Here is a 12,646-nt window from a genome sequence, read left to right on the forward strand (position 1 = left end):
CGATGTCCGGGCCGGGTCGCCAAATCGGCATTGGCGGCCCGGCCGCCCCTTGCCCCATATGGCGCCATTGCCCTTGCTGACGGTGTGCAGAACCATGGCCGACATGACCTTCCTCTACCTGCTGGGCGGCACCATCCTGGCGCTGGCCGGCAAGGCCGATGCAGCCGACAGCGCCGCCTTGCTGCGCGCCGCCGGCATCAATACCGGCGGGCCGGTGACGGTGCGGCCGCTGCGCAGCGTGGGCAGCCAGAACCTGACCCTGTCCGACATCCGCCATCTGGCCGCGGAGATCACCGCCCGCCATGCGCAAGGCGTGCGCGCCTTCGTCGTGGCCCAGGGGACGGACACGATGGAGGAAACCTCCTTCCTGTTGTCCTTGCTGGCCCCGTCGGATGCCACCATCATCATGACCGGTTCCATGCGCACCGCCGACGCGCCGGGGGCGGAGGGGCCGGGCAACCTGCGCGACGCATTGATCGCCGCCCGCGCCCTGTCGGGCAAGCGGCCGGGCGTGCTGGTCTGCATCGCGGGTGAACTGCATGACGCGCGGCTGGTGCGCAAGATGGATTCAGGTCGCATCGCCGCCTTCGGCAGCCCCGGCTGGGGCCCCGTGGGCAGCATCATCACCGGCCGCGTCCGCCTGGGCATGAGCCCCCTGCCCGCCCCCGGCCCCTATCCATGGGCCAATGGCACCGCCGCCGCCCGCGTCGGCCTGCTGACCGTCGCCATGGACGCCGATCCCTTGTCCGTAACACCCTATGCCGACCCCGCCTGGGACGGGCTGGTGGTGGAGGCGATGGGGTCGGGCCATGTGCCGGTGGCCCTGGCGGCCCCGCTTGCCGCCATCGCGGCGACCCGGCCCGTGCTGCTGGTCAGCCGCTGCCCGCAGGGCGACACCGACGGCCACGGCACCTATCAGGGCGAGGGAACGGCCGCCTGGCTGCTGGCCAACGGCCTGATCGATGCCGGCAGCCTGGACGGCCGCAAGGCGCGGCTGCTGCTGACCGTGCTGCTGGCCGCTGGCATCGACAAGGTGCGCGACGAGATGGCAGGCTGGGCCGGGATGGGCGTGGTATAGTATTATTTGTGTTCCCTCAGGCGCCGCCCCCCGCTCACAGCCCCTTCGGCGCCTCCGTCCCCGGCAGCCAGCGGCCGCGCATGTGCTGGCGGGCGGCCGCCCGCAACTTGTCCGGATAATCCGGCATTTCCGGCCCGATCAGGGGCAGGTCCATCCGGGCGATGGTGGCCGCGATCCCGGCCCCGTCCAGCCCATGGCCCCAGGCCACCGCATGGCGGGCGATCTCCAGCTCCTGTCCCCAGAAATAGATCTCGCGGGCCCTGGCATTGGCCTGCATGCCCCGCACCTCCTCCACCCGGCCGTCATTCATCAGGGGCAGCCAGATGTCGGGCATCAATAGATCGACCGGTCGGTCTGGCATATAGGTGTAAGCGTCGCCTTGCACGATGTTCAGCTTGGCCCGCGCCTCGTCGGGCAACTGTGCCGCCAGGTCCAGTGCGCGGTGCAGTTCCAGAATGTCGGGGTCCAGTTCCACCACCGTGACCCGCGTCACCCGGGGGGAGAGCGCGCAATTCAGGGCGCACCAGCCCATGCCCATGCCACCGATCAGCACATGCCCGTGCGCCAGCCGGATACCGATCTCCTGGCTTTCCAGTTCCATGGGGGCGGTGGACATCCAGGTATCGCCGTTGCGTATCAGGGCGATCATGTCCCGCACCAGGCGGGCCGGCGTCCAGTATCCGACGCTGGTGGACAGGGCCGCCGCCTTCAGCCGCCAGCCATTGCCCGCTGTCGCCAACCGGTATTGCGGGATGAACAGGTCCGTCTCATAGAAGGCCCCATCCGGCATGTTCGGCGGCGCAAAGGTCATGGTCATCCATCCTCCTCATCGGCGGGTTGCCGATATTGTGATGGGTACCACTTTTCATTGACCGCTGACCAGCCTTGCCGGTCACGCCACCACGCCCGCCCCCTTCAGCGCCGCGATGGCGTCGGCATCCAGGCCCAGCAGATCGGCCAGCACCGATCCGGTGTCCGCCCCCAGGTCGGGTGGCGCCTGGCTGTCCACATTGGGCGACAGGCTGAACTTCACCGGATTGGCCACGCCCGGCACGGTGCCCACCCCTGCATGCGGCATGGTCAGCGCCATGCCGCGATGCACCACCTGCGGGTCGGCGAAGGCCGCCGACAGGCTGTTGATGGGGCCCGCCGGCACGTCGGCCGCCTCCAGTGCTTCCAGCCACTCCGCCCCGGCCCGCGTCATCAGGCGCGTGGTCAGCAGGCCGGTCAGTTCCACCCGGTTGGCCACACGCGCCCGGTTGGTGGCGAAGCGTTCGTCGCTGCCCAGGTCATCCACGCCCAGCACCGCGCACAGCCGCTGGAACTGCCGGTCATTGCCGACGGCCAGGTTGATATGGCCGTCACCCACGGCGAACGTGTCATAGGGCACGATGCTGGGATGGCCATTGCCCAGCCGCTTCGGGTCACGGCCGGAGACCAGCACGTTCAGCGACTGGTTGGCCATGGCGGCCAGCATGCAGTCCAGCAGCGCCACATCGATGCGCTGGCCCCGCCCCGTGCGTTCCCGGTGCTGCAGCGCCGCCAGGATGGCATTGCCGGCATAAAGCCCGGTGATGATGTCGGCCAGCGCCACACCGGCCTTGGCCGGCCCGCCATCGGCCGCACCCGTCACGCTCATCAGGCCGCTCATGCCCTGGATCAGGAAGTCGTACCCCAGCCGCTGCGCATAGGGCCCGTCCTGGCCGAAGCCGGTGATGGAGCAATAGACCAGGCGCGGGTTGAGTGCGGCCAGGCTGTCATAATCCAGCCCGTACTTGGCCAGGCCCCCGACCTTGTAATTCTCCACCAGCACATCCGATTTCGCTGCCAGGTCGCGGATGATCTGCTGCCCCTCCGCACTGGTGAAATCGACGGCGACGGAGCGCTTGTTGCGGTTGGCGGTCAGGAAATAGGCGGACGGGCTGTCCGGCCCGTCGACGAACGGGGGGCCCCAGCGGCGGGTATCATCCCCCTCCCCCGGCCGTTCCACCTTGATGATCTCCGCCCCGAAATCCCCCAGCATCTGCGTGGCCCAGGGTCCCGCCAGGATGCGGGAAAGGTCGAGGACGCGGATGCCGTCAAGCGCTGCCATGATCAAACGCTCCAGAACTGCCACCCAGGCCGGCGACCGCCGGCCCGCCGCACGTGCGGCGTGAGCCAAGCCGACGGATGTCGGCGCCCGGCGCCTGAGGGAACACGAACAAGGCCGGCGACTGCCGGCCCGGCGCACGTGCGCCGTAAGCCAAGCCGACGGATGTCGGCGCCCGGCGCCTGAGGGAACACTTAAAAGAAAGCCTGCAGCCCGGTGATCGCCCGGCCCAGGATCAAGGCGTGGACGTCATGCGTGCCCTCATAGGTGTTGACCGTTTCCAGGTTCACCATGTGGCGGATGACGTTGAATTCGCCGGAGATGCCGTTGCCGCCATGCATGTCGCGGGCCTGGCGGGCGATGTCCAGCGCCTTGCCGCAATTGTTGCGCTTCATGATGGAGATCATCTCCGGCGCCACTTGGCCCGCCTCGAACAGCCGGCCGACGCGCAAGGACCCCTGCAAACCCAGGCTGATGTCGGTCAGCATGTCGGCCAGCTTCTTCTGCACCAGCTGCGTGCCGGCCAGCGGCTTGCCGAACTGCTTGCGATCCAGCGTATAGGTGCGGGCCGCATGGAAGCATGCCTCCGCCGCCCCCATGGCGCCCCAGGAAATGCCGTACCGCGCCCGGTTCAGACAGCCGAACGGCCCCTTCAAACCCGACACGTTGGGCAGCAGTGCATCCTCGCCCACCACCACGCCATCCATGACGATCTCCCCGGTGATCGAGGCGCGCAGGCTCAGCTTGCCCTCGATCTTCGGTGCCGACAGGCCCTTCATGCCCTTTTCCAGGACGAAGCCGCGGATGGCGCCGTCATGCGCCTCGGACTTGGCCCAGACGACGAACACATCGGCGATGGGGGAATTGGTGATCCACATCTTCGATCCGGTCAGGCGGTAACCGTCCGCCACCTTCTCGGCCCGCGTGCGCATGCCGCCCGGATCGGACCCGGCATCGGGTTCCGTCAGGCCGAAACAGCCGATCCATTCACCGGACGCCAGCTTGGGCAGGTACTTCTTCTTCTGCGCCTCGCTGCCATAGGCCTCGATCGGATACATGACCAGGGAGGATTGCACGCTCATCATCGAGCGGTAGCCGCTATCCACCCGCTCCACCTCGCGCGCCACCAGCCCATAGGCGACATAGCCGACGCCGGCCCCGCCATATTCCGGCGCCACGGTGACCCCCAGCAGGCCCATCTCCCCCATCTCGCGGAAGATGGCCGGGTCGGTATGCTCCTTCTCGAACGCCTGCTGCACGCGGGGCTGCAGCTTTTCCTGGGCGTAGGCATGGGCGCTGTCACGGATCAGGCGCTCCTCCTCCGTCAGCTGGTCGTTCAGCAGGAAAGCATCATCCCATTGGAACCCGGCCAGACCAGCCATGATCGAAACCCCGTCGCGTGAAGAAAGGACCCTAGCGATACGCCGGCGGGCGCAAGGGTGCAAACCATGTTTCGTCACCAACTTGATGAGGAAATGGAGTGAACTATGGCGGGTTTTGCAGTATCGGGGCATGATTGCCGCAGATTTCCGCATAAGGTCCCCCATGTTCGCCCGCCGCCTGATCCCCAGTACCGCATCCCTGGTCGCGTTCGAGGCGGCAGCACGGCTGGGCGGATTCACCGCCGCCGCTTCGGAGCTGAACCAGACCCAGGGCGCGATTTCCCGCCAGGTGGCGCAGCTGGAGGCGCAGTTGGGCGTCGCCTTGTTCACGCGCGTGCGCCAGCGTGTGGCATTGACCCCGGCCGGACGCTATTTCGCCGACCAAGCCCGCGACCTGCTGGGCCGGCTCGGCCTTGCCGCCGCCCGCACCATCGCGTTCGACGGCGATGGCGGCACGCTCGACCTGGCCATCCTGCCCACCTTCGGGGCGCGCTGGCTGATCCCGCGCATGGGCGATTTCTTCGCCCGGCACCGCGACGTCACCATCAATTTCTCCACCCGCGTCCGCCCCTTCGACCCGCGTGCCGAAGGCATTGATGCCGCCATCATGGCCGCCCCGCCACCCCTGCCCGGCCTGACCAGTCATCGCTTCATGGGGGAGGTGCTGCTGGCCGTGGCCGCCCCGTCCCTGCTGCGTACGACGCCGGTCAGCAACCCCGTCGATGTCGCCGCCCTGCCGCTGTTGCAGCAGGAGACCCGGCCCGACAGCTGGGACCGCTGGTTCGCGGCCCATGGCCTGGCGCGGGGCCGCGAACAGCCGCTGGTGTTCGAACAGTTCCTGCTGGTCATCCGCGCCGCCGTGGCCGGGCTGGGGGCGGCACTGGTACCGTCCTTCCTGGTGCGGGAGGAGTTGGCGGCGGGCGAGCTGGTGCCCCTGCCCGGCAGCGAGCTGACCACCGATGGCGGCTATCACCTGGTCTATCCCGCCGACCGGGAGGGTTATGGGCCGCTGGTGGCGTTCCGGGAATGGCTGCTGGCGGTGGCGTGAGCCCTTACCGCCCCTCGAACCGCACCGTGCCCTTGGCGAAGAAGGCCGCCCGCGCGGCGCCATGATCGGCCGTCGCCATCAGCATCGCCTGGCCCACCTCCTCCGCCCGCAGCAGCTCGCCGAGCCCCTGCGGCCAGGCGGCCAGCGCCGACTTCACCGCCGCCACCGTGCCCGGTGACGCGTCGGCCAGCCGCATGGCCCGCGCCATCGCCGCGGCCAGCACCCCGCCCTCCGGGGCCAGGATGTCGGCCACGCGTTCCGCCAAAGCCGCCTCCCCGCCCAGCACCTCGCACAGCATCAGCAGTTCGCGCGCCCTTCCCATCGGCACACGCTGCGGCAGCGACCAGAGCAGGCCCAGATCGGGCATCAGCCCCACCTTGCCGAAGGCGGCACAGAAGCGGCTGCCCGGTTCCACCACCACCAGGTCGCAGGCCAGCGCAATGGAGAAGCCCGCCCCGAAGGCCGCCCCCTCCACCGCCGCCACCACAGGCTTGGGCAACGAAACCAGCCGGCGCACGATGCCCTGGCAGGCCCGCATCATGGCCGTCACGCCCAGCGGATCGTCCCCGTCCATCGACCCCATGTCACCCCCGGCACAGAAGGCCCCGCCATTGCCGGTCAGCACGAGGGCGCGCACGCAACGGTCGACAGCCAGAGCATCCAGCACCGCGGTCAGCGCCATCACCAGCTCGGGCACCAGGGCGTTGCGCTTGGAAGGCAGGTTCAGGCGGACCAGGGCCACCGGCCCGTCACGCTCGACAATCACGGCATCCGACATGGCTCAGCCCCGTCACTTCGATGGCGTGCGCAGTGCGCCGTCCAGGCGGATGGTCTCCCCGTTCAGCATCGCGTTCCCCACGATGTGCCGGGCCGGCGCCGTCGCGGCCCCCAGGCCCGATCCGCCACCGCTGATCACCACGCGACCCTGCAGGTCCATCCCCTCCTCCTCCGTTCCCTTACGGGCCACCGGCCCTTTCCATGCAACGGATACGATTTATTTATACGGATGACAACATTCACGTATATACTAGGCCACAAAAGGGAACACGCGGGGGATGGGATGGTGACGCGCGCGGAACTGCTGGCCCAGGGCTGGCAACCGGAGGAATGGGCGGATTACGCCGGCCTTGTCGGCCCCTTCTGGCAGCGGCAGGAAGGGGCGTACCGCGCCTACGGCCTGCTGTGCGAGGGCAAGCACCGCAACGATCGCGGCACCATCCATGGCGGCATGATCGCCACCATGGCCGACCATGCGATCGGCCTGATCGTCTGGGACAGCGTGGACCGCCGCCCCTGCGCCACCATCCAGATGAACCTGCAATTCATCGGTGCCGCCCGTGTGGGTGATTTCATCGAGGCGCGCGGCGAGATCCTGCGGTCGGGCCGCAGCCTTATCTATGCGCGCGGCCTGCTGAGCTTGGGCGACAAGCCCGTGGCGGGCGTGGACGGGGTGTGGAAGCTGCTGGAGGGTGAGGGGCGGCATTGAGCCGGAACCATAACGCACGATCCCAACCCGGCGCTGGCATCCCCTTGCCATCGCGGGTAATTTCCATCCGGCATTCAATTGCGTCGGGACAGGGGAAACCGGATGGCGGTGGTGGAACGGGGCGGGAATTCCGGGGTCCTTGGCCTGGCGGCGCTGGTCCTGGGCGGGCTGGCCGCGTGGCTGGCCTATGACCGGATGGAGATGAAAGCCGAAATCGAGGCGCTGAACGCGCGCATCGAACAGTTGCAGGGCAATGCACCGGAACCGGCGACACAGGATGCCCCGCCGCCGGCTCCCCCCTCCCCTTCCATCATGGACAGGGCCCGGTCGGCACTGGATTGGCTGCTTCCTTCCGGCACGCCGGTACCGCAACCCGATCCCCTGGTAAAGGATATCGCGCCGCAGGAAGTGGACGGCCTGACAGTCTTCCCCGGCTCCCCCACCAGCCTGCCGCCCGGCCTTCAGACCACCGACATCAAACGCCTTTACGAAACCCTGGAGGAGATGGGGGTCGTGCAACAGGACGCGTTCCTGACCAGCTTCGACCTGCAGGCCAAGGCTGAAGCCATCGTGGCCAGGACTGGCATCGGGCCGTTCGCGGGTGACAGCCTGTTCGCCATCGACCCGGTGCACAGCCCCAACAGCATCCAGTACCATCCCGGCAATACAACCTTCAGCTATGCGATCGAGCCCAAGCATTCACCGCCACTGCCGTACCAGAGTGTCATCGCCCAAGGGTCCGAACAGGTCTTCTGGTATCTGGTCTTGCGTGGCACACCGGCGTTCGACAAGCCGGAACGCAACCTGACCAAGTTTGTGCCGCCGGATATTGCCCGCGAGCTGAAACCCTGGCTGGGCGTGCTTTATCTGGTGCAGCTCCACTACCCCTATATCAGCCAGGAATACCGGAGCCTTGTCGGCGGCGGGGACCTTTTCCGGCATCGGACCATCCATGGCGAGCTGCGCGAGGCGATCCTGTGGAACCGGCAGACGGGCGAAATCCTGGTCCGTAGGCGGATGCAGGGCTAAAAACAAAGGCCGGGCCCGCACACCCGAAGGCATGCGGACCCGGCCCTTCTAATCGATCACATCAGAACTGGTACGTGGCGCTCAGCGTGTAGTTACGCGGGGAACCGTAGCGGTACTGGCTGTAGAAGCCGGTCTGGCTGTAATAGGTCTTGTCCAGGGCATTCTCGACATTGGCCTGCAGCTGGAGCTGCTCCGACACCGCGTACCGCGCCATCAGGCTGACCAGCACGTAGCTGTCCTGCTGGAAGCGATAGGCGCCACCCGTCACCGGGTTGGAGCCCACCGAATAGGCCTTGCTGCGATAATTCGCACCGCCGCCGATGGTCAGCGCCTCGAAGCCCGGGAAATTGTAGGTGGTGAACAGCTTCAAGAGCTTGCGCGGCTGGTCGGTGATCACGTCGTTGCCGTTGGCATCCTCGGCCTCGAACTGGCTGTAGCCCAGCGAGATGTTCCAGCCTTCGACCGGCTTGCCCGTGACCTCGACCTCGAAGCCCTTGGAAACCGTGCCCTTGCCGGCGATGTAGGTCTGCTGCGGCAGGCCGCCGCCGGGCGGGGTGACCATGATGTCGGCCGTGGCGACATTGTCCTGCTTGGTGCGGAACAGGGCCAGGGTGGTCTGCAGCGCGTCGTCGAAATAGGCGGACTTCAGGCCGATCTCGTACGCCTTGCCGTCCAGCGGGTCCAGCTGGTTCAGGTTGCGATCCAGGCTGGATTGCGGCTGGAAGATCTTGGTGAAGCTGGCATAGACGCGGTGCTGCGGGGTGATGTCGTACAGCGCGCCGACATAGGGGATGAACACATCGTCATCGCCATAATCGCTGGTCACGCCGAAGGAAACGCCCTTCTGTTCCCAGCTGGACAGGCGGCCGCCGCCGATCAGCTTGAACTCGTCCGTCAGGTTCAGGCGCACGGCACCGTAATAGCCGGTCTGTTCCACCCGCTCATCCACGCCCAGGGTGCCGGTGGTGGAGAAGCCCGGATAGGGATAGGCGGCACCGTTCCAGTTCTCGTAATTCGTGCCCGGCGGGAAGGTCAGGGCGCCGAAGGTGGTCGTGTCGCGCTGCTGCACGGAATGCAGGGCGCCGAACACCAGCTCATGATCGCGGCCGAAGGCCGGGATCAGGCCCTTGACCTGGGCGTCATAGCTGTTCTGGATGCTCTCGCCATCATCCTTGTACGGATAGCTGTACTGGATATCGCCATTGGCCTTGCTGACCGTACCGGACAGATACAGCAGCTCGGTCTGCTGGGCGTTGCGCAGACGGTTGTAATTGGCCACCAGGCTCCAGCGGTCGCTGAAATCATGCTTCAGCGAGGCGAACAGGTTCTGGTTGGTGGTGTTCCAATAGCTCCAGTCGGCAGACGCCGTCTTGGACCGGTCCCAGTTGGTGGTGGTGCCGTCGGAATAGAAGGTGGGCAGCGCACCCCAGGCCGGGGCGTCGGGCTTGCCGCGCTGATGGCTGAAACCGGCGCGCAGCAGCGTGTTCTCCGTCACGTCGACATCGACCGTGCCATAGGCGACCAGCTTCTGGTTCTCATAGAGGTCGATATAGCTTTCGCCCTCCTCGTACCGCACGACGCCGCGCACGCGGACATTGCCGCTCTCGGTCACCGCACCGCCGATATCGGCCGATGTGCGCCAGGTGTTCCAGCGGCCATAGCTGGCACTGGCATAGCCGCCCCAGTCCTTGCGGTCGGCATGCTTGCGTACCAGATTGACCGAGGCCGACGGCTCACCGGCACCCGACAGCAGGCCGGTGGCGCCGCGCACCACCTCCACCCGCTCATAGATCGACACGTCGGCGATGGTCTCACCGGCACCGCCGGCCAACGTCCAGGCCAGCGGCACGCCATCGACCTGATAATTGCGGATCTCGAAACCGCGCGCATAGAACTGGTTGCGGACGTCATCGACCTCTTCCGACGTCACGCCCACGGCATTGTCGATCACATCGGAGATGGAGACCAGATTCTGGTCCAGGATGCGCTGTGCCGTGATGATGCTGACCGATTGCGGCGTCTCGCGCACCGTCAGGCCCAGGCCGGTGGCCGTGTCGATCTTGTCGGGCAGCGTATAGGTGCCGATCACCACGATCTCTTCGATCTGGTCGGCGGCGGCGGTTGCCGCTTCCTGCGCGCTGGCGGGCATGGCATAGGCGGCGACGGCGCCACCCAGCATCATTGCGACTTTCCACTTCATCTTGTGCATCCCCGGTGCTGAACGATGTCGCGGTGCGAATAGGGATATTGATAATCGTTCGCAAGATAATAATGATTCTTATTTAAAACGAAGCTGCGATGCAATATGTGCCAGGGGATAGGGCGACAGGGTGCGGAAAGGCAGGCGTTTCCTGGGAAAATCGGTCCTGCCGGCGGATCATTGCGGGCCGATATGGCCTGATATCGATAGCTTTTGGCCCGAAATGGATGTCCCCTTTCCGGGTATGGACCGTGGGGGGCTGCCTTGAGCATCGGACATGGGTGGGTGGAGCTACACCCCCATCCCCCACCTTATCCCCCGCCGCAGCAGCTCATGATAGACCGGATGCTGCCAGGCGCAGCGCTCCACATATGGGTAGAAATCGGCCAGCGGCCGCAGATCGTACCGGCCCCGGCAATGGCCGAGCGTCAGGTACAGCACCTCACCGCCATGGCTGGCGCGGGTATACATCACCATATGCTCCCCGTCCGGCCAGTCGTCACGGATGAATTCCGGGGTGGCTCCAGCGAAGCGCGTGGTCAGCAGCGCGTGGTTGCCGGGCCTGAAGTCGCACAGATACTGCTCATCCTCCACCACGAAATCGCGCAGGTCGCGGGTCAGTTCGTGGGTCTTGTCGGCCACCTTCACCTTGAACCGGCCGATGGGCGGGTGGGCCTGGAACTGGCTGCCCAGCATCTCCATGAAATCCGGCGCGCAGTCGGGGCAATCCACCTTGCCGTCAGCAAGGAAATTCAGGATGGAGTTGGTGCCGTGCAGAGCGAACCAGCGCCGCCCCCGCCCCAGGAAATGGCGCAGCGCCGCCAGCCCGGCGGCATCGGGAACGATGTCGCATGTATAGGTGATCAGCAGGTCGGCATCGCGGATACTTGCCGCATCGCCGAAATCGTTCAACACCCTGACCCGCAGCCGCTCATGCTCGCCCAGCAGCTTCAGCAGCTCCAGCCGGGCGAAGTCGATATCATGGTACTTGCCGCCGGCGATCAGGCAGACATCGATTGGTTTCGACATGGTGATTTCACCCTTTCGCAGCCCGGAGCGCCTTGTTTTCCACCCACTCTACCGTCACCCCGGCGAAGGCCGGGGCCCAAGTCGTAGAGCGAAGCGCTTGTCACTTGGGCCCCGGCCTTCGCCGGGGTGACGGTCGTAACTGCGGAGATGGCGGTGCCCACACCTCAGCGATAGCACCCCCTACCCCCGTGGCCGGCGGATCGGGTCCGTCCCGTCCCAGCCGCGGCTGGCCGCCTCCACCTTGGCGAAGAATTTCATCAGGCCGGGGGTGGCCTCGAACAGTTCGACCATGCTGCCCTGGAAATCACCCGCACTGTCGAAATAGGCAAAGCCGGTGCCGGCCGCCGTGCTGCCGCCCATGGCGACATCCAGGCCCGACGCCATCACCCGCGCCAGGTCGGCGGCGTAATCCGTTGTGGCCACGCCGACATGGTGCAGCCCCGCCCGCCCCTGATCCAGGAATTCCTGATAGATGCTGGGCGCGTCGTTCAGTTGCTGCACCAGTTCGATCTGCAAGGACCCGCTATAGGAAGTGGCTACCGCCATTTCCACCTGGGTCGGCCGGCCGCGATAGGTGACCTCGGCAAACTCCACGCGCGGCAGCACGAAGAACGGCCCCACGCCCAGCCCCACCCAATGGCGCATCGCCGCCTCCAGGTCGCGGACGACGAAGCCGTTCTGCATGATCGGTCCGAACAGCCGGCTCATGCCCCGCCCTCCGGAAAGGTGCGCGACGGCGACGGCGTGGGATCGGGTGCCGGGCTGCCGGTGGCACGGGTGCGCACGAAGGACGTGCTGTCGAAACGGATCACCACCGCGTCGTCCTGGTTCACCAGCTCATGATGGATGGTCACGATCCCGGCATCGTCGCGCTTGGATGAGGCGCGCTTGGACAGGACGTGGGAACGGGCCCGCACACGATCACCCGCCCGCAACGGGGCGGCCCAGCGCACATCGTCCCAGGCGATGCCGCAGACCCAGGCGATATCACCATTTTCCTCATGATCCAGCAGCCGCCAAAGAGCGCAATTATAGAGCCCGCTGGCGATCAGCGCCCCAAAGGGGGATTGCGCGGCAAGCTCGATATCGGTGTGGAAATATTGCGGGTCGTACTTGTCGGCGAATTCCTTCATCGCCGCCGCCGTCACGGTCAGCGCCCGGCTTTCGGTCCGCTCCCCCACCATTATATCCTCCCAGAAGCGCCAGGCCATGCCGCTTCCCCTCCCTTCGTTTCTTGCCTCTTGTATCAGTATGGGCAAATTTCTGTATTCCTGTCGATTTATTTTGTATATTTTTAGCGGCATC

The 12,646-nt window shown here is 66.4% G+C and carries 13 protein-coding genes; 4 read left to right on the plus strand and 9 right to left on the minus strand.

Annotation, left to right across the window (positions count from 1 at the left end; translation table 11 throughout):
- The first annotated feature begins 94 nt into the window (after positions 1 to 94).
- Positions 95 to 1,078, plus strand: a complete 984-nt coding sequence (locus ACM9HJ_RS22550) for an asparaginase (protein WP_416574021.1) — start codon at positions 95 to 97, stop codon at positions 1,076 to 1,078.
- 34 nt (positions 1,079 to 1,112) lie between these two features.
- Here the strand turns inward: ACM9HJ_RS22550 and ACM9HJ_RS22555 are convergent, their stop codons facing one another.
- The 3 genes from ACM9HJ_RS22555 to ACM9HJ_RS22565 all read right to left on the minus strand — a co-directional run bounded on the left by ACM9HJ_RS22555 (position 1,113) and on the right by ACM9HJ_RS22565 (position 4,549).
- Positions 1,113 to 1,895 carry a hypothetical protein gene (locus tag ACM9HJ_RS22555; protein WP_416574022.1) on the minus strand — a complete coding sequence of 261 codons (783 nt, stop codon included), beginning with the start codon at positions 1,893 to 1,895 and terminating at the stop codon, positions 1,113 to 1,115.
- 75 nt (positions 1,896 to 1,970) lie between these two features.
- Positions 1,971 to 3,173: a CaiB/BaiF CoA transferase family protein gene (locus ACM9HJ_RS22560; RefSeq protein ID WP_416574073.1), complete on the minus strand. Its 1,203-nt coding sequence runs from the start codon at positions 3,171 to 3,173 to the stop codon at positions 1,971 to 1,973.
- A 188-nt stretch (positions 3,174 to 3,361) separates the two neighbouring features.
- Positions 3,362 to 4,549, minus strand: a complete 1,188-nt coding sequence (locus tag ACM9HJ_RS22565; RefSeq protein ID WP_416574023.1) for an acyl-CoA dehydrogenase — start codon at positions 4,547 to 4,549, stop codon at positions 3,362 to 3,364.
- Between the two features lie 163 nt (positions 4,550 to 4,712).
- Between ACM9HJ_RS22565 and ACM9HJ_RS22570 the strand changes: the two genes are divergently transcribed.
- Entirely contained in the window at positions 4,713 to 5,597 is an 885-nt protein-coding gene (locus tag ACM9HJ_RS22570) for a LysR family transcriptional regulator (RefSeq protein WP_416574024.1), read from the plus strand.
- Between the two features lie 4 nt (positions 5,598 to 5,601).
- Here ACM9HJ_RS22570 and ACM9HJ_RS22575 read toward each other — a convergent pair whose 3' ends face one another.
- Together ACM9HJ_RS22575 and ACM9HJ_RS22580 are read right to left on the minus strand one after the other, a co-directional pair.
- On the minus strand, positions 5,602 to 6,375 hold the full coding sequence (locus ACM9HJ_RS22575; protein ID WP_416574025.1) for an enoyl-CoA hydratase/isomerase family protein: 774 nt from the start codon (positions 6,373 to 6,375) through the stop codon (positions 5,602 to 5,604).
- 12 nt (positions 6,376 to 6,387) lie between these two features.
- A complete protein-coding gene (locus ACM9HJ_RS22580) occupies positions 6,388 to 6,564 on the minus strand; it encodes a hypothetical protein (protein WP_416574026.1) in 177 nt (58 codons plus the stop codon).
- Between the two features lie 93 nt (positions 6,565 to 6,657).
- Between ACM9HJ_RS22580 and ACM9HJ_RS22585 the strand changes: the two genes are divergently transcribed.
- Positions 6,658 to 7,083: a PaaI family thioesterase gene (locus ACM9HJ_RS22585; RefSeq protein ID WP_416574027.1), complete on the plus strand. Its 426-nt coding sequence runs from the start codon at positions 6,658 to 6,660 to the stop codon at positions 7,081 to 7,083.
- A gap of 102 nt (positions 7,084 to 7,185) precedes the next feature.
- The gene (locus ACM9HJ_RS22590; protein ID WP_416574028.1) at positions 7,186 to 8,112 is read left to right on the plus strand and encodes a hypothetical protein; all 927 of its coding nucleotides are present in this window, start codon (positions 7,186 to 7,188) and stop codon (positions 8,110 to 8,112) included.
- Positions 8,113 to 8,173: 61 nt separating this feature from the next.
- Here the strand turns inward: ACM9HJ_RS22590 and ACM9HJ_RS22595 are convergent, their stop codons facing one another.
- The 4 genes from ACM9HJ_RS22595 to ACM9HJ_RS22610 all read right to left on the minus strand — a co-directional run bounded on the left by ACM9HJ_RS22595 (position 8,174) and on the right by ACM9HJ_RS22610 (position 12,552).
- A complete protein-coding gene (locus ACM9HJ_RS22595) occupies positions 8,174 to 10,312 on the minus strand; it encodes a TonB-dependent siderophore receptor (protein ID WP_416574029.1) in 2,139 nt (712 codons plus the stop codon).
- 291 nt (positions 10,313 to 10,603) lie between these two features.
- The gene (locus tag ACM9HJ_RS22600; RefSeq protein ID WP_416574030.1) at positions 10,604 to 11,341 is read right to left on the minus strand and encodes a ThuA domain-containing protein; all 738 of its coding nucleotides are present in this window, start codon (positions 11,339 to 11,341) and stop codon (positions 10,604 to 10,606) included.
- Between the two features lie 180 nt (positions 11,342 to 11,521).
- On the minus strand, positions 11,522 to 12,049 hold the full coding sequence (locus tag ACM9HJ_RS22605) for a VOC family protein (RefSeq protein ID WP_416574031.1): 528 nt from the start codon (positions 12,047 to 12,049) through the stop codon (positions 11,522 to 11,524).
- The gene (locus ACM9HJ_RS22610) at positions 12,046 to 12,552 is read right to left on the minus strand and encodes a MaoC/PaaZ C-terminal domain-containing protein (protein WP_416574032.1); all 507 of its coding nucleotides are present in this window, start codon (positions 12,550 to 12,552) and stop codon (positions 12,046 to 12,048) included. Before ACM9HJ_RS22610 ends, ACM9HJ_RS22605 begins: the two co-directional genes overlap by 4 nt.
- Positions 12,553 to 12,646: the final 94 nt, after the last annotated feature.

The sequence above is a fragment of the Niveispirillum sp. KHB5.9 genome (assembly GCF_048066115.1).
Taxonomy (GTDB): Bacteria; Pseudomonadota; Alphaproteobacteria; order Azospirillales; family Azospirillaceae; genus Niveispirillum.

Excerpts from the sequence above, each read along its gene's own strand:
- ACM9HJ_RS22550 (WP_416574021.1), top strand. The coding sequence starts at position 95 with ATGGCCGACATGACCTTCCTCTACCTGCTGGGCGGCACCATCCTGGCG.
- ACM9HJ_RS22555 (WP_416574022.1), bottom strand. The coding sequence starts at position 1,895 with ATGACCATGACCTTTGCGCCGCCGAACATGCCGGATGGGGCCTTCTAT.
- ACM9HJ_RS22565 (WP_416574023.1), bottom strand. The coding sequence starts at position 4,549 with ATGGCTGGTCTGGCCGGGTTCCAATGGGATGATGCTTTCCTGCTGAAC.
- ACM9HJ_RS22570 (WP_416574024.1), top strand. The coding sequence starts at position 4,713 with ATGTTCGCCCGCCGCCTGATCCCCAGTACCGCATCCCTGGTCGCGTTC.
- ACM9HJ_RS22575 (WP_416574025.1), bottom strand. The coding sequence starts at position 6,375 with ATGTCGGATGCCGTGATTGTCGAGCGTGACGGGCCGGTGGCCCTGGTC.
- ACM9HJ_RS22585 (WP_416574027.1), top strand. The coding sequence starts at position 6,658 with ATGGTGACGCGCGCGGAACTGCTGGCCCAGGGCTGGCAACCGGAGGAA.
- ACM9HJ_RS22590 (WP_416574028.1), top strand. The coding sequence starts at position 7,186 with ATGGCGGTGGTGGAACGGGGCGGGAATTCCGGGGTCCTTGGCCTGGCG.
- ACM9HJ_RS22595 (WP_416574029.1), bottom strand. The coding sequence starts at position 10,312 with ATGAAGTGGAAAGTCGCAATGATGCTGGGTGGCGCCGTCGCCGCCTAT.
- ACM9HJ_RS22600 (WP_416574030.1), bottom strand. The coding sequence starts at position 11,341 with ATGTCGAAACCAATCGATGTCTGCCTGATCGCCGGCGGCAAGTACCAT.
- ACM9HJ_RS22605 (WP_416574031.1), bottom strand. The coding sequence starts at position 12,049 with ATGAGCCGGCTGTTCGGACCGATCATGCAGAACGGCTTCGTCGTCCGC.
- ACM9HJ_RS22610 (WP_416574032.1), bottom strand. The coding sequence starts at position 12,552 with ATGGCCTGGCGCTTCTGGGAGGATATAATGGTGGGGGAGCGGACCGAA.